This window comes from Variovorax xiamenensis (genome assembly GCF_050916385.1).
Taxonomy (GTDB): Bacteria; Pseudomonadota; Gammaproteobacteria; order Burkholderiales; family Burkholderiaceae_C; genus Variovorax.
In genome coordinates, this window is the sequence record NZ_CP139038.1 from 1,143,816 (window position 1) to 1,162,104 (window position 18,289).

Below are 18,289 nucleotides of genomic sequence, written 5' to 3' on the forward strand. Positions count from 1 at the left end.
AATGGACTCTGATCACTCGGACTGGTTGAGGCTCGCGAAGTCGGCGCCGCGTTCGACCAGCTGCACCAGCAGCGGCGAGGGCTTCCAGAAGATCGGGTCTTCCTTCGCGAACTCCTGGATGTCGGCCAGCACCTTGGGCAGGCCCACGGTGTCGGCGTACTTCATCGGGCCGCCGCGGTGGCGCGGGAAGCCGTAGCCGTAGAGGAAGGTCACGTCCACGTCGAGCGGGCGCAGCGCGATGCGCTGGAGCACGACGTTGGCGCCTTCGTTGATCATCGCGGCCATGTAGCGGCGCATGATTTCTTCCTCGGTGAAGGCGCGCGGCTTGATGCCCGCGCGCTCGCGCTCGGCGTCGATGATGGCCAGCACCTCGGGGTCGGGCACTCCGGTGCGCGCGCCTTCGGGGTACAGGTAGTAGCCGCGCTGCGTCTTCTGGCCGAACCAGCCGCGCTCGCAGATGCGGTCGGCCACCTGCACATAGCGGGCCTTCGGGTCGCGCGTGGCGGCCTTGCGCTTGCGCGTGGCCCAGCCGATGTCGCCGCCCGCGAGGTCGGACACCTGGAAGGGGCCCATCGGGTAGCCGAAGTTGCGCACGGCGGCGTCGATGTCGTAGGGCGATGCGCCGTCTTCCATCATGTGGTCGGCGGCCTGGCGGTACACGGCCAGGATGCGGTTGCCGATGAAGCCGTCGCACACGCCGGCGCGCACCGGCACCTTCTTCAGCTTCTTCGCCAGTTCGAAGCCGGTGGCGACCACGTCGGCGCTCACCTTGGCGGGCACCACGATCTCCAGCAGCTTCATGATGTTGGCGGGCGAGAAGAAGTGCAGGCCCACCACGTCCTGCGGACGCGAGATGCTGGCAGCGATTTCGTCGATGTCGAGATAAGAGGTATTGGTGGCGATCACGGCGCCGCGCTTGCACACGCGGTCGAGCTCGGCGAACACGGCCTTCTTGACGCCCATTTCCTCGAACACGGCTTCCACCACGATGTCGACGCTGGCGAGCGCGTCGTAGCTGGTGGAGCCCGAGAAGCGCGCCATGACGGCTGCCTTGGCCTCGGGCGTCATGCGGCCCTTGGCGATGAGGCCGTCGTACACCTTCTCCACGTTGGCGCGGCCGCGCGCGAGTTGCGTGTCGTCGCGCTCGATCATGGTCACGGGCATGCCGGCGTCGAGCATCGCCACCGCGATGCCCGCGCCCATGGTGCCGCCGCCGACGATGCCGGCGGACTCCAGCGCGCGCGGCTTGGCGGACTTGGTTTCGGGCGCCTTCAGCACTTCGCGCTCGGCGAAGAAGGCGTGGATCAGGCCGGCGCGCTGCGGGCTGTCGATGCATTGCAGGAACAGCTTGCGCTCCAGCGCCATGCCTTCGTCGAAGGGCAGCGTGAGCGCGGCTTCGACGGCCTCGACGATCTTCATCGGCGAGAACAGGCCGCGGCTCTTCTTTGCGGTGTCGGCGCGCGCGGCCTCGAGGGCGGCGCGGGCGGCTTCCTTGTCGGCCAGCGCGCCGGCTTCGCGCGTGCGGCGCACCGGGGCCTTGGCGGCGACCAGTTCATTCGCGTAGGCGAGGCCTTCGGCGCGCGCATCGGCTTCGGTGCCGAGGCGGTCGACGAGGCCGAGCGACAGCGCTTCCTTCGCGCCGGCGTGGCGGCCGCTGAGCATGAGTTCGATGGCGGGCTTCACGCCGATCAGGCGCGGTGCGCGCTGCGTGCCACCCGAGCCGGGCAGCAGGCCCAGCGCCACTTCGGGCAGGCCCAGTTTCGCGGTGGGCGAGGCGATGCGGTAGTGGGTCGACAGCGCCACTTCGAGGCCGCCACCGAGCGCGGCGCCGTGGATCGCGGCGACCACCGGTTTCGTGCAGTTCTCGATCTTCAGGCACACCTCGGGCAGCGAGGGCGGCTGCGGGGTCTTGCCGAATTCGCGGATGTCGGCGCCCGCGATGAAATTGCGGCCCGCGCCGACGAGCAGCACCGCCTTGGCCGCGCCATCGGCTTCCGCCGCGTCGATGGCGGCCGCGAGGCCGCGGCGCACATCCACGCCCAGGGCGTTGACGGGCGGGTTGTCGATGGTCACCACGAGCACGTCGCCTAGACGTTCGAAGGTGACGGGACCGGTGGACGTGGAGGGGCTGGGAGTGGTGGTGGCCATGTGCGTGTCGCTTGTCTCTTGCGTTGCGGACCGTGCGGGTCCGAGGCTCTGGGGTGAACCCAGCATTCTTGGCCTGAGGCACTGCTTTGACAATTGCATAGCCGGTTGACAGACTGTCAAAGGATTTTTGACACAATCGGCCCATGGACCTCCAGTCGCTCACCCTGTTGGTGGAAATCCTCGACGCCGGCAACCTGAGCGCGGCGGCGCGCCGGTTGAAGATGACCCGCGCCAACGTCAGCTACCACCTGAACCAGCTGGAGCGCTCCGTGGGCGCCCAGCTGGTGCGCCGCACCACCCGCCGCGCCGAGCCGACCGAGATCGGCCTGCGGCTCTACCAGCACGGCATCGCCATCCAGGCCGAACTGCTGGCGGCGCGCGAATCGGTGACGACGCTGGGGCAGGGCCTGCAGGGCCGCGTACGCCTGAGCGTGCCCAGCGGCTACGGGCAGCTCGTCATGGCCGACTGGCTGATCGACTTCAAGCGCCAGTACCCCGGCATCGTGCTCGACGTGGTGTTCGAGAACCGCATCGAGGACCTGCTGCGCGACGAAGTCGACATCGCCATCCGCGTGATTCCCGAGCCGCCGCAGAACCTTGTGGCGCGCGCGATGGGGCCGGTGCGCTACGTGGCCTGCGCCTCGACCGAATACGCGGCGAAGAACCCGCTGCCGGTGCAGCTGGACGCGCTGCAGGGCGCGCCGGTGGTCACGGCCGCCGTCATCGGCCGGCAGCTGCGCGTGTCGGCCTACCAGGGCGAGACGAGGCGCGAGGTGATCCTGGAGCCGACGCTCATCTCGGAAAACTTCCTGTTCCTGCGCCAGGCCATCCTCGCGGGCCTGGGCATCGGCCTCGTGCCCGACTACGTGGTGCAGGAAGACGTGCGCCGCGGCGACGTGGTGACCACGCTCGACGACTGGCGCCTCTCGATCTTCGGCACCCAGATGTTCATGCTCTACATGCCGAACCGCCAGCACACGCGGGCGATCCGGACGTTCATCGATTTCGTGCTGGAGCGGGTGCGGGTGCCGGAGTGAAGCTGCGGCACCCGCGTCGTGGTGCTCAGGGCACGGTGCGGTAGGTGGTCCGCTCCGACGTGCCCTGGCCCGTGGTCACGACCAGCCGCCCATCGATGGCAACCATGCCCGGGGCGTCCGGCGTCGAAAACGGGCGGCTGCGCTCGATCTGCCAGGTGGCGAGGTCGGTGGTGGACACGGCGTTCTGTTCCGTACTGCCGATGGTCGAGTTGGACGTCGGGCTGATGAACAAGCGACCGTCGAGTACCGCGCAGTGGAGGCTGTTCTTGGGGAAGGTGGCAGGCAGACCACCGGCGATCGTGAAGTTGGCGCCGTCTGAAGAAGTGGCGACCTTGTCGCCGACCAATAGCAGCGAGCCCTTCCAGTTCAGCGCACAGGTCGGCTTGCCGAGTTCCGCCGGCAGCCCTTGCGCTATCTGCGTCCAGTTGACGCCGTCGTTGTCGGACTTCCACACGTTGCGCACGTCGCCGCTGGCCGTGCGCCCGGCCACCACGTACAGCGTGTTTCCGACCTTGGCCATCACGTGGTCCATGCGGCCCGGGAATTCGGCTGCCGCGGTCTTTTGCGTCCAGTCGGTACCGTCGAATTTCCAGACATGGTTCAGGTACTGACCTGTCGGTTTGCCATAGCTGCCGACGGACTGACCGGCGCTCAGGTAGATGGCGTCGCCGTCGCTGGCCAGGGCGAACCCCTTGGTCGATACCGACGGGATGGTCGGAGGCAGAAGCTTGACCCATGTATTGCCGACGTCGCTGGAGGTCCACGTCTCCATCGTGGCGTCGTAGTAGTTCGCGGCTTCCACCACGAGCTTGCCTTTGACGTGGCTCAGTGCAAAGTTGTCGGTGAACCCGGCGTTTTTCTGGGCTGCTTCCCAGCGCGAGTAATGCAGCGAGGCCGGATCGATCACCGTGATCTTGTAGGGCACCTGCCACGGCGAGCCTTCCACGGGCTGCGAGCAGACCAGCGGGTTGGCGTCGTAGCACGCGCGCACCTCGAAGTTGCCGGTGTGCACGCCGGGAGCCAGCGCCGGGTTGGTGCTCATGGTGGCCGTGTATTGCAGGCCCGCGCTGGCGATCTTGATGTTGGTCGTGATCACGCCCTTGGGCTCGATGATGCCGACGTTCACCGGCGCCGAGATCACCTTGGTCGACGTCGCGACGACGGCGAAGGTCTTGGACGCATTGGGAAACACCGTGAGCTCGACCGGCGACGGATTGAACGTCAGCCATGCACCGGCTGGATTGTTGGCGGGTGGCGGCGTGTTGTTGGCCGGGGGCAGTGCCAGCCCGGGGAATCCTCCGCCTCCACCACCTCCGCCACCGCCGCCGCACGACGCGATCAGGGTGGAAAGAACAAGCACGCCCAACGAGGCGGCATGGCGCTTCTTCATTTGTGTCTACCTTTGCGAGATCGATCGAAAACCGGGACGCCGGTCAAAGACCAACCTCCTCCCCCGCCGCGGCGACACGCTCGCACGCTCCACCTCTGCGGGCGGAACTGGCGCATCCCGCGCACCCCCTCAGGTACACGGGACCGGCGGCCCACCGGTCCGATCAGACGGACGATGGCCGCGCTACATGTCGATACAGCGCGGGCATCCTAATCAGCCGTCTAGGCAAAGACAAGAGCGAAAGCCCCGCTGCGCGGCGGGGCGAGAAACGGCCTGGAGCGACGGCTAGCCGGCGGAGCGCCGGTCGCCCGTGGCGCTCTCGTAATACCGCGCCTTGTCCACGTACATCGCCCGGTCGGCGCGCTGCAGCGCGGTCTCCAGCGGCTCGTCGCCGTGGCAGGTGGCCAGTCCGATGGCCAGGCTCAGCGCGTGGCCGCTTTGGCCGGCGTGGAACTGGTTGTTCATTTCCAGCAGCGTGAGGATGCGCTCGCGCATCGCCTCGGCGCCGCGCTCGTCGGTCATGGGCAGCAGCACGGCGAACTCGTCGCCGCCGATGCGCGCGGGCCAGGCCGGCAGGTCGACGGCCTTGTCGAGCACCTCGCCCATGCGGCGCAGCAGCGAGTCGCCGGCGGCGTGGCCTTCCTGGTCGTTGACCTGCTTCAGGCCGTTGAGGTCGATGGCCACGATGGACACCGGCCACGGCCCCTTGCGCGAGAGGCGGTTGAGCTCCTCGGTGTAGTAGGTGCGGTTGCACAGCTGCGTGAGCACGTCGTGCTTGCCGAGGTATTCGAGGTACGCCTCTGCCTTCTTGCGCGCGGTGATGTCGACCAGCGACACCAGCACCAGGTCCCAGGTGTCGAGCCGGTCGTCCTGCACCGCGAACTGCATGTGGATGTTCAGCACCTCGCCCGAGAGCGAGTAGTTGAGCACTTCGCGGTGCTGCACGGTCTTGCCGTTCCACAGGTCCTGCAGCTGCTCGGCGAACGACTCGCGCATCTCGTCGCGGAAGATGCGCGAGAGATTGCCCAGCAGCGTGGTGAGATCGGGCGCGCCGAACATGCGCAGCGTCTCGTGGTTGACGTCGATCACGCGGATCTCCTGCATGCAGCGCGTGACGAAGTCGGGGTGCACCTTGATGAAGGTCGCGAAGTCGGTGATGCCGCGCGAGCGGATGGTTTCCAGCAGCGAGCGCACCGCGCTGAAGTCTTCCACCCACAGCGACACCGGCGAGCGGTCGAACAGGCTGCGCGCGTAGATCGCGCTCTCGTCGCGCAGGCGCTGCGCGGCCACGCGCTCGGTGACGTCGTCGAGTGCCACCAGCACGCGGCTCCAGCTGTCCTCGTAGCCGGGCAGCACGCGGGCGCGCACGCGCACGTCGAGCCTGCGGCCGTCGAGCGCGTAGTTGACGGTCTCGCTCTCGAAGCTGAGCTGGCCGCGCCAGAGCTGGTCGAGTTCGTGCACCACGGTGGCCGACATGTCGCCGCGGAACACGCGGTCGAGCGCGTCCAGCAGGGTCTGCTCGCTGTCGGCGCCGAAGAGCTTCAGCGTGTGCTGGTTGACCCGCAGCACCTTCAGCAGCGCCATGCAGTCGCTCACCCGCTGCGGATCGGCCTGCAGGTGCGCCACCAGGTCGGTGATGCCCTCGGCGCGCCAGCCGTCGAGCTTGCGCTTGAGGTCGCCGTAGTCCTCGATCCAGAGGGAGACCGGCGCCAGGTCGAACATGGCGTCGAGGTCGCCGGCGGTGGAAGGTAGAACCGTGGAGCTGGAGGTGGCGGCGGGCAGGGCCATCGATGAAGCTTTCGTGGAAGCGGCTGCAGCCATTGCTGGTGGATGCCGGCGGAACGAGGTCTTAATTATTAACTGCTGCCAACCCGGCTCAGCGGCTGTAGAGGCCCACCACGCTCTGGCCGCCCAGCGCACGGCCCTTGAGCGCGGACAGCAGTGCGTCGCGGCCCAGGCCGGCCGGCAGGCTGCCGGGCGCGAGCTCGGAGGCGATGACGGTCACCACGTAGTGATGCGGCCGGTCGCCTACCGGCGGGCACATGCCGCGGTAGGCGGGCGTGCCGGCCACGTTCGGGCCCATGGTGAAGTCGAAGTTCGAGCCCGCCGTGCCTTCGCCGGCCTTGAGCTCGCCGCGCTCGGCCGCGATGTTGTAGGCCACCCAGTGCGACACGCCCAGGCCGGCCGCGCCGTCGGGATCGAACACCAGCACGGCGACCGACTTCGTCTTGGCCGGCAGGTTGCTCCATGCCACCGGCGGCGAGATGTTCTTGCCGCCGCAGTCGCCCACGCCCGCGTGCTCGGACGGGATGGTGCCGTTGTCGGCGAAGGCGCTGGAGCTGACCTTCATGCCGGAGGAGCCCTTGCCGCCGCCGGACGAGGACAGGCCCGCGCAGCCCGCCAGGAGGCCGGCCAGCGCGAGCGCCGCCGCTGGCAGGGCCAGATGCGGGAGAGTGCGAAATCGGGTGTTGCAGTTGCGCATGTCTTTTTTCTCCTGGATGGTTGTCTTCTCTTGTCTTCTCTCGCCTGGCCTTCAGTCGGCGGCGCCGGGCCACACGCTGCCGTCCGCCTTCTCGTGCACGGCCACCGGCGTGAGCCGCGCGCCGCGGCAGGGGCCGCCCACGCACTTGCCGGTGTCGGGCTCGAAGATCGCGCCGTGCCGTGCGCACATCAGGAAGCGGCCTGAACTTTCCAGCACCTGGCCCTCGAAATCAAGCGGGCCGCCCGCGTGGGGGCACTGGTTGAGGTAGCCGTACACGGCGGACTGCCAGCGCACGGCGAAGGCCGGGGCGCCGTCGGGCGCGGTGAAGATGGCGGCGAGGCCGCCGTCGGCGAGCGCCGGGGCGATGGGGCTGGGCTGCGTCGTACTCATTCCTGTGGGTGCACCTGTCGTCGGGAGGCGGGCGGCCCCGGGGGCCTTCCGCGAAACGACAGTATCTCCTGCGAGGCGGGGCAAGGCCGTCCGCGTGGCCGATCGCGCGTAGGTAGACGGCACCTGGTGGGCGCCCGGCGGGCTTTTTTTCGTCCGCGTGGAAAATTTGCGCATTCCCGCGAACCGTCTGGCGGGTTCGACGCCTCTCTGTGCCCGAGGGTCTTCCTCATGCACTCAAAAGGATCGAAGGAATCGCCATGCTCTACGCCAAGAACCTCCCCGGCTGGGAACGCGCGCTGCGCATCGTCATGGGCTTCGCCGGCCTCGCTTTCGCCGCCATCGGCTGGAGCACCGCCGGCTTCGGGCTCGCCGTGGCCATCGCCCTCATGGGCGCGATGCTCGCGCTGACGGGCCTGTTCGGCTTCTGCCCCATGTGCGCCATGGTCGGGCGCAAGCTCGACGGCAGGGAAGGGCGCTGAACGATGGCCTCCGGCGCCGACCGCACCGGCCTGATCCATGCCGCGCAGACTGGCGACCCGGCGGCCATTGCGAACCTGCTCGCGGTCTGCCAGGCCGACGCGCGCCGCTACGCCTGGCGGCACTGCCAGGCCAGCGACGTGGACGACGCGGTGCAGGAGTCGCTGCTGGTCATCGCGCGCAAGGTCCGGGGGCTGAAGGCCGCGGCGGCGTTCTCGTCGTGGCTCTTCACCGTCATCCGGCGCGAATGCCTCAGGCTGCAGCGCGCGATGTTCCGCCACGACCCGCTCGACGACGACGTGGCCGAGCGGCAACTGGCCAGCCGTGGCGACGCCGCGCTGCGGCTGGACCTGACCCACGCGCTCGAATCGCTGCCCGCGCACTACCTCGAGGTGGTGCTGCTGCGCGATTTCGAGGAGCTGACCATCGCCGAGATCGCCGAACGGCTGGGCGAGCCGGCGGGCGCCGTCAAGAGCCGGCTGCACCGCGCACGCACGCTGGTGCGCGAGTACCTGCTGGGGGCCGATGCGACAATCGGCCCGCAATGACAGACACCCTCACGATCACCCGCCCCGACGACTGGCACCTGCACGTGCGCGATGGCGCCGCCCTCGAAGCCGTCGTTCCCCACAGCGCCCGCCAGTTCGGCCGCGCGCTGATCATGCCCAACCTGCGCCCCCCCGTGACCACCGCCGCGCAGGCCGTGGCGTACCGCGACCGCATCCGCGCCGCCGTGCCCGCCGGCACGGGCTTCGAGCCGGTGATGTCGCTCTATCTCACCGACAACCTGCCGCCCGAGGAAATCGCGCTGGCCGCCGAGGCCGGCGTGCGCGCCCTCAAGCTCTACCCGGCCGGCGCCACCACCAACAGCGATGCCGGCGTGACCGACATCCGCAAGACCTACAAGACGCTCGAGGCCATGCAGAAGCACGGCCTGCTGCTGCTGGTGCACGGCGAGGTGACCGACCCGGCCATCGACCTGTTCGACCGCGAGGCGGTGTTCGTCGACCGCGTGATGATCCCGCTGCGCCGCGACTTCCCCGAGCTGAAGGTGGTGTTCGAGCACCTGACCACGAAGGAAGGCGCCCACTACGTGCGCGACGCCGACCGGTTCACGGCAGCCACCATCACGGCGCACCACCTGCTCTACAACCGCAACGCCATCTTCACCGGCGGCATCCGCCCGCACTACTACTGCCTGCCCGTGCTCAAGCGCGAGACGCACCGCGTGGCGCTGGTCGAGGCGGCCACCAGCGGCAGCGACCGTTTCTTCCTGGGCACCGACAGCGCGCCGCACCCGGCCCACCTGAAGGAACACGCGCTCGGCTGCGCCGGCTGCTACACCGCGCTCACCGCCATCGAGCTGTACGCCGAGGCCTTCGACAACGCGGGCGCGCTCGACAAGCTCGAAGGCTTCGCGAGCTTCCACGGCCCCGATTTCTACGAACTGCCGCGCCACACCGACACCATCACGCTCAAGCGCGAGAGCTGGACGGTGCCGGAGACCGTGCCCTACGGCGACGCCACGCTCAAGCCGCTGCGCGGCGGCGAGACCGTCAACTGGAAGCTGGCATGACGATTCCCTCGCTGCGCGTGATGCTGCTGATCGACGCCGACAATGTGTCGGCCGAGGTGATCGAGCAGGCGGTGCAGCGCACCATGGACGAATACGGCGCCATCCACGTGCGCCGCGCGTATTGCAACGCCGAGATGGCGGTGAACCGGCAGGCGCTCTTCAAGCGCCTCTCGGTGCGGCCGATGGTGAACCTGTCGGCCGGCAAGAACAGCACCGATATCGCGCTGTCGGTCGATGCGATCGACCTCGCCATCGCCGAGCGGCCCGACGTGGTGGTGCTGGTGTCCTCCGACTCCGACTTCGCGCCGCTCGTGATCCGGCTGCGCGAGAAGGGCTGCCGCGTCTGCGGCATCGGCCAGCAGGGCAAGACGGGCGAGGAGACGGTCGGCATCTACGACGCCTTCACGGACATCGCGCACAACGCCGTCGCCAAGCCGGCGGCCCGTACGGCGCCGGCGAAGAAGACGGCCGCTGCCAAGACCACGCGTGCCAAGGCCGCGCCCGCCGCGAAGAAGGCCGCGGCGAAGACGGCGGCGCGCAAGACCACCGCGAAGGCCGCCAGCAAGCCAGAGCCGCAGCCCCAGCAACCGCCGCCTCCGTCGGAAGCCGCCGAATTCATCCTGCAGGCCGCTCCGGCTCTGCGCAGCGGCAAGGACGTGCCGCTCAACGACGTGGCCAAGGCCCTGCGCACGGCCGGCCTGCTCGGCAAGAACAGCAGCTCGCTCAAGCTCTTCGAGAAGCTCACGGCGGAGTTCTCGCTGATGCAGCACCCCGACCGCATCCGCTGGACGGGCGCCCCGGCGCCTTGACCCTGCCGGCGATCGACTGGACGCGGCCATGGCTCGCGCCCTATCGCGCCGATGGCGAGGCGGCAATGCGGGCGGTCGCGCGCAACGATGGCTGCGTGGCAGCCGCCCTGCAGGGCATCGGGCACGCATCGGCGCCCGATTTCGTGAGGCAGGACGCGCTGCCGGTCGGGCACGCCTATGAGGCCCACGTCTTCCAGACCCGCACGGTTCCGACCCGCGACAACCTGCACGATTTTTTCAACGGCCTGGTCTGGCTCGCCTTTCCACGGACGAAGCGCCGCCTGAACGAACTGCAGGCCGGCGAGATCGCCCGCGACGGCATCGGCGCCACGCGCGGTCCGCTGCGCGACGCGCTCACGCTGTTCGACGAGAACGGCGCATTGCTCGATGCGCCGCCCGCGCTGTGGCAGGCGCTGGTCGCGCGCGACTGGCACACGCTCTTCGTCAGCCGGCGCGGGTTGTGGAGCGAGGCGCGGCTGCTGCTCTTCGGCCATGCGCTGCTCGAGAAGCTTGTCACGCCGCGCAAGCCGATCACCGCGCATGTGCTGCTGCCGGTGCATGGCGCTGACGGCCCGGCGGCGCTCGACGACGCCTCGGTGGCCGCCGCGCTGGACCCGCGGCGGCTCGAGGCCAAGCCCTTCGTGCCGCTGCCGGTGCTCGGCGTCCCCGGCTGGTGCGGCGACAACGAGGCAGCGGGGTTCTATGACGATCCGCAGGTGTTCAGGCCCTTGGCCGGTCGGGGAATACCGGGGGCCTAGAACTTTTGCTCCTATCATGGCTCCACCGGCGGTTGCCGACCGGAGCGCCCAGAACACGCACAACACCCAGGGCTTCCACGCCGCGAACCGCTCGAATGCGGCTTGAAGAGGGCCCCGGGGCCCTCATCTGGGTGGCAGGTTTCCCCACGGAGAATTCAACTTGAAACGTATCCTTCTGTTTGTCCTGACCAACGTGATGGTCGTCGCAGTGCTCGGCGTGGTCGCTAGCCTGCTCGGCGTCAATCGCTTCCTCACGGCCAACGGGCTCAACCTGACCGCGCTGCTCGGCTTCGCGCTGGTGATGGGTTTCGGCGGCGCGATCATCTCGCTGCTCATCAGCAAGCCCATGGCCAAGTGGACCACCGGGCTGCACATGATCGACAACCCCCAGTCGCCCGACGAGGCCTGGATCGTCGGCACGGTGCGCAAGTTCGCCGACAAGGCCGGCATCGGCATGCCCGAGGTCGGCATCTTCGAGGGCGAGCCCAACGCCTTCGCGACCGGCGCGTTCAAGAACTCGTCGCTGGTGGCCGTGTCCACCGGCCTGCTGCAGAACATGACGCGCGAAGAAGTCGAGGCCGTCATCGGCCACGAGGTCGCGCACATCGCCAACGGCGACATGGTCACCATGACGCTGATCCAGGGCGTGATGAACACCTTCGTCGTGTTCCTGTCGCGCGTGATCGGCTATGCGGTCGACAGCTTCCTGCGCCGCGGCGACGACCGCAGCTCGGGCCCCGGCATCGGCTACTACGTGAGCACCATCGTGCTCGACATCGTGCTGGGCTTTGCCGCCGCGATGGTGGTGGCCTGGTTCTCGCGCCAGCGCGAATTCCGCGCCGACGCCGGCGCCGCCGCGCTGATGGGTCAGAAGCAGCCGATGATCAACGCGCTCGCCCGCCTGGGCGGCCTGCCGGCCGGCGAACTGCCGAAGGCGGTGGAAGCCATGGGCATCACGGGCAGCATCGGCAAGCTGTTCGCCACGCACCCGCCGATCGAGGAGCGCATTGCGGCGCTGCAGAGCGCGCAGCGCTGAGCTGCTCGCGAGTCACCAGGAAACAAAAAGGGGCTGGTCGATTGACCAGCCCCTTTTTCGTTCGGCGAAGCGAGTGGTGCCCGTTCAGAGATTGAGTGCCGAGATGGCCGCCATGCCCTGCTTGATGTTGTTACGCGCAGCACCTTCCACCGACATGCGCAGGCGGGTCGTGCCCACGAGCGAATCGAACGCACCACCCGTGTAGGTCGACTTGATGACCTGGCGCATTGCCACCGATTTGTCAGAGGTCTTGATGAGCGTCCAGCCCGCTTCCATGTCGACCGTGAACGCGGCGCCGAAAGAAGGCTTGGTCAGCTTGGAGATCGCGACCGACAGCTCGTAGTCCCCGCTCTTGCCCTTGACGATCTCCTTGAACAAGGCCGACTGGGTGATCGATTTCTCGATGGCGGCGCGCAGGTCGTCATCGGCGATGTCCGAGCTCCACATGGGATTCGTCTCGTTGCCACCGCCGGTCTTGACCGAGAGCGAATAGGGCAGCTTCTTGCTCGATGCGGTGGGAGGAGCCGTCATGGCATCGCGATTGGCCGGCGAGGCACAACCTGCGAGGACGACGACAACGGCGAGGGTGGCCAGCGCAGCAGCGCGGCGAAAGGCGTGGTGAATCATTTCTGCTTTTCCGATGCTTTGAAGATGTTGCCGACCACTTCGTCGACCATTTCCGGCGGCGAGAGACGGGTCAGCGAGGTGTGGAGCGAATTGCCGGTCGCCAGCGGGAAATCGGACTTCGGGTCTCGTACCGTGACGGTGAGTTCCATCAGGTACATGGTGATGTCCCACCACCACTTGTCGACGTAGGTCACGACGGCATCGACCTGTTCGGTTGGTTTGCCGTTGTCGACTACCTCGAGGCCGCGCTTGCGCAGGTTGCCGGCGATCAGTTCCTGGACCGTGCCGTCTTCACCTCCGAGCTTCTTGACCTGCACCACGCGCAGCTTGTCCAGATTGGCCGAGGGGTCGACGGTGGCTGTCGCGCGATTGACCGCGCAACCGCTCGCGAACACCGAAACGGCCACGGCTGCGAGTAGCAGCCTGATGACTCTTTTCAATTGTTTTTCTCCTCCGCCCGAAATTGGGCCGGAGGAATGTAACTGAAAATGTATGGAAAAGTTTCCGGCCTGCTGATGTTGGTGACCGGACCGTGAAATCAGTCCTGCGCGTCGGTGCTGTCGGGTGCTGGCGCCGGAGTTTCGCCTGCAACTGCGGCTTCCTGTGCAGCCGCTGCCGCCTGATCGCGCCGAACGCGCTGCAGCGTACGCGTCACCTCGGCAGGGTTCATGCCGTACATCTCCGCAAACTCCTTCTCGCTGCGACCACTCGCCTCGAAGGCACGCAGCAGCGCCTCGCGCTTGGCGGCCTGTTCGGCCAGCTGGGCGAGGGCTTCGTCGAGCACGGCGTTGTTGTTCGCGTCGCGCGAGCGCACCAGCACGGCGTAAGCCTCGCGGTCGAGGCCCGAGGCTTCGACGGCGCGGGCCAGGCGTGCCACGAGTTGCGGGCGTAGGTCTTCGCCGGTGCGCTGCGAGCGACGGCGGTGCAGTTCGAGGATGGCGTGGTGCACGTGCTCGGGCGCCACCGGCTCGGCGACGTTGCCGTCGAGGTCATGGCGCGGATGGCCGGCGGCCACGCTTTCGAGGTAGCGCGTGGAGCGTGCGTGCAGGCCCATGGCCACCTTGAGGTCTTCGGCCTTGAAGTCTTCGGGGTGGCGGGCAATCAGCTCTTCGTACACGCCGAGCTTCAGCGGCAGGAAGCGCGCGCCGAACAGGTTCGGGTACAGCTCGAACAGGCGCTCGAGCGCGGGATGCACCTTACGTTGCGGGCGCGCCGGCTGCTGCGGTTGCTGCTTCTGCTGCGATTGCTGCTGCTGGGCCTGGGGCTTCCTCGGCTTGCGTTGCTGATGTTGCTGCTGCTGCGGGCGCTGCCTTGCCTGCGTGGGGGCGGAAGCGGCGTCTGCAGTGGCTTCGGGCGCCGTCGTCGCGCCTTCGGTGCCGCCCCGCAGGGCCTGCAGTTGCTGTGCCATGTCCAGGCGCTCGCCACGGGGGCGGCGCGACTTGTTGTTCGGGTTGGCGGTGGTTGCTTCGGTCATTCTGGAGATTCGGCGCAGGGGCGCGAAAGCAGGAAGGAATTCAGTTGGATGATGCGCTCGCGCATGCGGCGCGGCGGGCGGAATGTGGTGCTGGGCGCATTGTCGTTTCTGTCGTCATCGCCGGCTCAGGTCAGCGCCGAGGCGCGTGCAGCCTGCCTTCCGATCAGCAGCCGGAACGGCAGCAGCATCAGCACGCCGACGGCCAGCTTCACCGCGAGGTCGCCCAGCGCCCAGGTGAACCACGGGCCGTCGGTGCCCGCGAAGGCGATGCCCCAGAACACGATGCTGTCGAGCACCGCGGCGATCACCGTCGCCACCAGCGGCGCGCGCCACCAGAGGCCGCGGCGCAGGCGGTCGAAGACGCCGATGTCGAGCAGCTGCGAGGCGATGAAGGCCAGCCCGGAAGCCGCCGCAATGCGCACAGGCGCGAGCAGCAGCGACACACCCACTGCTACGGCAAAGCCCACCCACGCCACGCGACGCGCCATGCCGGGGCCGAAGCGCCGGTTGACGAGATCGCTCACGAGGTAGGCCACCGGATAGGTGAAGGCGCCCCAGGTCAGCCAGTCGTTGATGGCGAACTGCACGAGGATGTTGGAGGCGAGCACCACGGCCGCCATCGCCAGCGTGGCGACGATCAGGTGGCCCAGGGTCGGGTGCTCGAAGCGGATGGCGGACTGTTGCTGCATCAGGCGTTCGCCGCGGTGCGTTCGCGTTCGGACTCGGCCAGCACGCTGCGTGCCACGGCCTCGGCCACCTTGATGCCGTCCACGCCGGCCGACAGGATGCCGCCCGCGTAGCTCGCGCCTTCACCGGCCGGGTACAGCCCGCGCACGTTGAGGCTCTGGAAGTCGTCGCCGCGCGTGATCTTGATGGGCGACGAAGTGCGCGTCTCGACGCCGGTGAGTACCGCGTCGTGCGTGTCGAAGCCCTTGATCTTGCGGCCGAAGGCAGGGAAGGCCTCGCGCATCGCCTCGATGGCGTAGGCGGGCAGGGCCTTGTGCAGGTCGGTCGGCGTCACGCCCGGCTTGTACGAGGGGACTACGCTGCCGAGCGCGGTGGAAGGCTTGCCGGCGATGAAGTCGCCCACCAGTTGGCCGGGCGCGCGGTAGTCGCCGCCTCCGAGCACGAAGGCGTTGCTTTCGAGCTCGCGCTGCAGCGCGATACCCGCGAGCGCGTCACCCGGGTAGTCGCGCGGGTCGATGCCCACCACGATGCCCGCGTTGGCATTGCGCTCGTTGCGCGAGTACTGGCTCATGCCGTTGGTGACCACGCGGCCCGGCTCGCTGGTGGCCGCGACCACGGTGCCGCCCGGGCACATGCAGAAGCTGTAGACCGAGCGGCCGTTGCTCGCGTGGTGCACCAGCTTGTAGTCGGCGGCGCCCAGCAGCGGATGGCCTGCATGGCGGCCCCAGCGCGCGCGGTCGATCAGGCCCTGCGGATGCTCCACGCGGAAGCCGATGGAAAAGGGCTTGGCCTCGATGTGCACGCCGCGCGCATGCAGCATCGCGAAGGTGTCGCGCGAGCTGTGGCCCAGCGCCATCACCACGTGGTCGGCACGCAGCTCGCTGCTCTGGCCGGTCGTCTGGTCGAGCACGGTGAGGCCGCGAAGGTGGCCGTTCTCGATGCGCACGTCGGTCACGCGCTGCTCGAAGCGGATCTCGCCACCCAGCGCCACGATCTGCTCGCGGATGTTCTCGACCACCTTCACCAGCTTGAAGGTGCCGATGTGCGGATGCGCGACGTAAAGAATCTCGGGTGGCGCGCCGGCCTTCACGAACTCTTCCATCACCTTGCGGCCGAGGAAGCGCGGGTCCTTGATCTGGCTGTAGAGCTTGCCGTCAGAGAAGGTGCCGGCGCCGCCTTCGCCGAACTGCACGTTCGACTCGGGGTTGAGGACGCTCTTGCGCCACAGGCCCCAGGTGTCGCGGGTGCGCTGGCGCACCGTCTTGCCGCGCTCGAGCACGATGGGCCTGAAGCCCATCTTCGCGAGCATCAGCGCCGCGAAGATGCCGCAGGGGCCGAAGCCGATCACCACGGGCCGCAACGGCAGGCCTTCGGGCGCGCTGGCCGGCGGCGTGTAGCGCATGTCGGGCGCGCTCTGGATGTGCGGATGGCCCGCGTGCTTCGCGAGCAGGTTGGCCTCGAGCTTCGCGTCCGCCAGCTGCACGTCGCAGATGTAGACGGTGAGCAGGTCGACCTTGCGGGCGTCGAAGCTGCGCTTGTAGACGTTGTGGGAAACGATCGCCTCGGAGGGGACGCCGAGCGTCTTGGCGATCAGTGCGACCAGTGCCTCGGGGGCGTGGTCGAGCGGTAGTTTGAGTTCGGAGATTCTCAGCATGGCGTGGGGCTTGTGACTATCAAGCAGGCGGCCATTTTAGCTTTGCTGTTTGTGGAACACCGCGGAGCCGGCTTTGCCGGGCCGCAGGTGTTGCCCCCGGAAGGGGGCGGCGCAGCGACACGAAGTGCGCGCAGCCTGGGGGTGAACCAGTTCAGGCCGGCAGGAAGCCTTCGACCGACAGGTAACGCTCGCCCGTGTCGTAGTTGAAGCCCAGCACCACCGCGTCGGGCGCCAGCGAGGGCAACTTCTGCGCGATGGCCGCGAGCGTGGCGCCCGAGGAGATGCCCACCAGCACGCCTTCCTCGCGCGCGCAGCGGCGGGCCATTTCGCGGGCCGGTTCGGCATCCACCTGCAGCACGCCGTCGAGCAGCGAGGTGTCGAGGTTCTTCGGAATGAAGCCCGCGCCGATGCCCTGGATCGGGTGCGGCGAGGGCTGGCCGCCCGAGATGACGGGCGAAGCCACCGGCTCCACCGCGAACACCTGCAGCTTCGGCCACTTCTTCTTGAGCACCTTCGCCACGCCGGTGATGTGGCCGCCGGTGCCCACGCCGGTGATCAGCACGTCGATGCCGTCGGGGAAGTCGGCGGCGATTTCCTCGGCCGTGGTGCGCACGTGCACGTCGACGTTGGCGGGGTTGTTGAACTGCTGCGGCATCCATGCGCCGGGCGTGCCGGCCACGATTTCCTCGGCGCGGGCGATGGAGCCCTTCATGCCGTTGGCGCGCGGCGTCAGGTCGAAGGTGGCGCCGTAGGCCAGCATCAGGCGGCGGCGCTCCACCGACATGCTGTCGGGCATCACCAGGATCAGCTTGTAGCCCTTGACGGCCGCCACCATCGCCAGGCCGATGCCGGTGTTGCCCGAAGTGGGCTCGACGATGGTGCCACCGGGCTTGAGCGCGCCGCTCTTCTCGGCGTCTTCCACCATCGCGAGCGCGATGCGGTCCTTGATCGAGCCGCCGGGGTTGGCGCGCTCGGACTTGATCCAGACCTGCTGCTTCGCATTGCCGAACAGCCGGTTGATGCGAATGTGCGGCGTGTTGCCGATGGTCTGGAGGATGTTCTGGGCCTTCATGGGATCTCCTTGGGATCAGTCAATGCGTTTGTCGGACGGACAGCGCGCATTGTGAGACCAGCCCATGACCCCTCGCCCACCGAGCCCTATGCCGGCCCGGGGGTGAACTTCATCGCCACGCCGTTCATGCAGTAGCGCAGGCCGGTGGGCTTCGGGCCATCGTCGAACACATGACCCAGGTGGCCGCCGCATCGGCGGCAGTGCACCTCCGTGCGCGCCATGCCGAAAGAGCGGTCCTGCCGTTCACCCACGGCCTTGTCCAGCGGCTGCCAGAAGCTCGGCCAGCCGGTGCGGCTGTCGAACTTGGTCTTCGACGAGAACAGGTCGAGCGCGCAGCCGGCGCAGCTGAAGCGCCCGGCCCGGTGTTCGTCGTTGAGCGGGCTGGTGTAGGGCCGCTCGGTGCCTTCCTGGCGCAGCACCGCGAACTGGTTGGGCGTGAGCAGCTTGCGCCATTCGGCCTCGGTGTGCGCGACCTCGAATTTCTCGTTCTCCGCCGCCTGCGCTGGGCGTGAGCCCCAGCCGAAGAACTGGGCAATGGCCAGCCCCAGCGCGGAGGTTCCGGCGGCAATGGCGAAGCGGCGTCCTGTGTCTTGCGTCATATCTGGCTTTCAGCTGTTGGTGGAGCGGAATATCGTTTTCGATATGTTTTGTGGAATACAACGATGTACATTC

At 68.2% G+C, this 18,289-nt stretch carries 19 protein-coding genes; 7 read left to right on the top strand and 12 right to left on the bottom strand.

Going from position 1 to position 18,289, the window contains the following annotated elements:
* Window positions 1–12: 12 nt before the first annotated feature.
* Complete coding sequence (locus SFB74_RS04865; RefSeq protein WP_432729611.1) at window positions 13–2,148, bottom strand: 3-hydroxyacyl-CoA dehydrogenase NAD-binding domain-containing protein; 2,136 nt, start codon at window positions 2,146–2,148, stop codon at window positions 13–15.
* A 143-nt stretch (window positions 2,149–2,291) separates the two neighbouring features.
* Here SFB74_RS04865 and SFB74_RS04870 point away from each other — a divergent pair, with 143 nt between their 5' ends.
* Window positions 2,292–3,185 (top strand): LysR family transcriptional regulator, encoded by an 894-nt coding sequence (locus SFB74_RS04870; RefSeq protein WP_093197147.1) that lies wholly within the window; start codon window positions 2,292–2,294, stop codon window positions 3,183–3,185.
* A gap of 25 nt (window positions 3,186–3,210) precedes the next feature.
* Here SFB74_RS04870 and SFB74_RS04875 read toward each other — a convergent pair whose 3' ends face one another.
* The 4 genes from SFB74_RS04875 to SFB74_RS04890 all read right to left on the bottom strand — a co-directional run bounded on the left by SFB74_RS04875 (window position 3,211) and on the right by SFB74_RS04890 (window position 7,447).
* Complete coding sequence (locus tag SFB74_RS04875) at window positions 3,211–4,575, bottom strand: hypothetical protein (protein WP_432729612.1); 1,365 nt, start codon at window positions 4,573–4,575, stop codon at window positions 3,211–3,213.
* Between the two features lie 285 nt (window positions 4,576–4,860).
* Window positions 4,861–6,363, bottom strand: a complete 1,503-nt coding sequence (locus tag SFB74_RS04880; protein WP_432729614.1) for a sensor domain-containing diguanylate cyclase — start codon at window positions 6,361–6,363, stop codon at window positions 4,861–4,863.
* Between the two features lie 88 nt (window positions 6,364–6,451).
* Window positions 6,452–7,057, bottom strand: coding sequence for a YbhB/YbcL family Raf kinase inhibitor-like protein (locus SFB74_RS04885; RefSeq protein ID WP_432729616.1), 606 nt, complete (start codon window positions 7,055–7,057; stop codon window positions 6,452–6,454).
* Between the two features lie 51 nt (window positions 7,058–7,108).
* Window positions 7,109–7,447: a Rieske (2Fe-2S) protein gene (locus SFB74_RS04890; RefSeq protein WP_432729618.1), complete on the bottom strand. Its 339-nt coding sequence runs from the start codon at window positions 7,445–7,447 to the stop codon at window positions 7,109–7,111.
* Window positions 7,448–7,704: 257 nt separating this feature from the next.
* Here SFB74_RS04890 and SFB74_RS04895 point away from each other — a divergent pair, with 257 nt between their 5' ends.
* The 6 genes from SFB74_RS04895 (at window position 7,705) to htpX (ending at window position 12,103) form a co-directional block, all read left to right on the top strand.
* Entirely contained in the window at window positions 7,705–7,926 is a 222-nt protein-coding gene (locus tag SFB74_RS04895) for a YgaP family membrane protein (RefSeq protein WP_432729619.1), read from the top strand.
* Window positions 7,927–7,929: 3 nt separating this feature from the next.
* Window positions 7,930–8,472, top strand: coding sequence for an RNA polymerase sigma factor (locus tag SFB74_RS04900; protein WP_432729620.1), 543 nt, complete (start codon window positions 7,930–7,932; stop codon window positions 8,470–8,472).
* Entirely contained in the window at window positions 8,469–9,500 is a 1,032-nt protein-coding gene (gene pyrC, locus SFB74_RS04905; protein ID WP_432729621.1) for a dihydroorotase, read from the top strand. Before SFB74_RS04900 ends, pyrC begins: the two co-directional genes overlap by 4 nt.
* The gene (locus tag SFB74_RS04910) at window positions 9,497–10,309 is read left to right on the top strand and encodes an NYN domain-containing protein (protein ID WP_432729622.1); all 813 of its coding nucleotides are present in this window, start codon (window positions 9,497–9,499) and stop codon (window positions 10,307–10,309) included. Before pyrC ends, SFB74_RS04910 begins: the two co-directional genes overlap by 4 nt.
* A complete protein-coding gene (locus tag SFB74_RS04915; RefSeq protein ID WP_432729624.1) occupies window positions 10,306–11,067 on the top strand; it encodes a DUF3025 domain-containing protein in 762 nt (253 codons plus the stop codon). Before SFB74_RS04910 ends, SFB74_RS04915 begins: the two co-directional genes overlap by 4 nt.
* A 160-nt stretch (window positions 11,068–11,227) precedes the next feature.
* On the top strand, window positions 11,228–12,103 hold the full coding sequence (htpX, locus tag SFB74_RS04920) for a protease HtpX (RefSeq protein ID WP_432729625.1): 876 nt from the start codon (window positions 11,228–11,230) through the stop codon (window positions 12,101–12,103).
* A gap of 84 nt (window positions 12,104–12,187) precedes the next feature.
* On the opposite strand, the gene SFB74_RS04925 is transcribed toward htpX, so the two are convergent.
* The 7 genes from SFB74_RS04925 to msrB form a co-directional block, all read right to left on the bottom strand.
* A complete protein-coding gene (locus SFB74_RS04925; RefSeq protein WP_432729627.1) occupies window positions 12,188–12,730 on the bottom strand; it encodes a hypothetical protein in 543 nt (180 codons plus the stop codon).
* Window positions 12,727–13,170, bottom strand: a complete 444-nt coding sequence (locus SFB74_RS04930) for a hypothetical protein (RefSeq protein ID WP_432729629.1) — start codon at window positions 13,168–13,170, stop codon at window positions 12,727–12,729. The genes SFB74_RS04925 and SFB74_RS04930 overlap by 4 nt, the downstream gene beginning before the upstream one ends.
* Before the next feature lie 98 nt (window positions 13,171–13,268).
* Window positions 13,269–14,204: a ProQ/FINO family protein gene (locus SFB74_RS04935; RefSeq protein ID WP_432729631.1), complete on the bottom strand. Its 936-nt coding sequence runs from the start codon at window positions 14,202–14,204 to the stop codon at window positions 13,269–13,271.
* Between the two features lie 125 nt (window positions 14,205–14,329).
* Window positions 14,330–14,893 carry a VUT family protein gene (locus SFB74_RS04940; protein WP_432729632.1) on the bottom strand — a complete coding sequence of 188 codons (564 nt, stop codon included), beginning with the start codon at window positions 14,891–14,893 and terminating at the stop codon, window positions 14,330–14,332.
* Window positions 14,893–16,545, bottom strand: a complete 1,653-nt coding sequence (locus tag SFB74_RS04945) for an NAD(P)/FAD-dependent oxidoreductase (protein WP_432729634.1) — start codon at window positions 16,543–16,545, stop codon at window positions 14,893–14,895. Before SFB74_RS04945 ends, SFB74_RS04940 begins: the two co-directional genes overlap by 1 nt.
* Before the next feature lie 151 nt (window positions 16,546–16,696).
* Window positions 16,697–17,617, bottom strand: a complete 921-nt coding sequence (cysK, locus tag SFB74_RS04950) for a cysteine synthase A (RefSeq protein ID WP_432729636.1) — start codon at window positions 17,615–17,617, stop codon at window positions 16,697–16,699.
* An 86-nt stretch (window positions 17,618–17,703) separates the two neighbouring features.
* Window positions 17,704–18,216: a peptide-methionine (R)-S-oxide reductase MsrB gene (msrB, locus tag SFB74_RS04955; RefSeq protein ID WP_432729638.1), complete on the bottom strand. Its 513-nt coding sequence runs from the start codon at window positions 18,214–18,216 to the stop codon at window positions 17,704–17,706.
* Window positions 18,217–18,289: the final 73 nt, after the last annotated feature.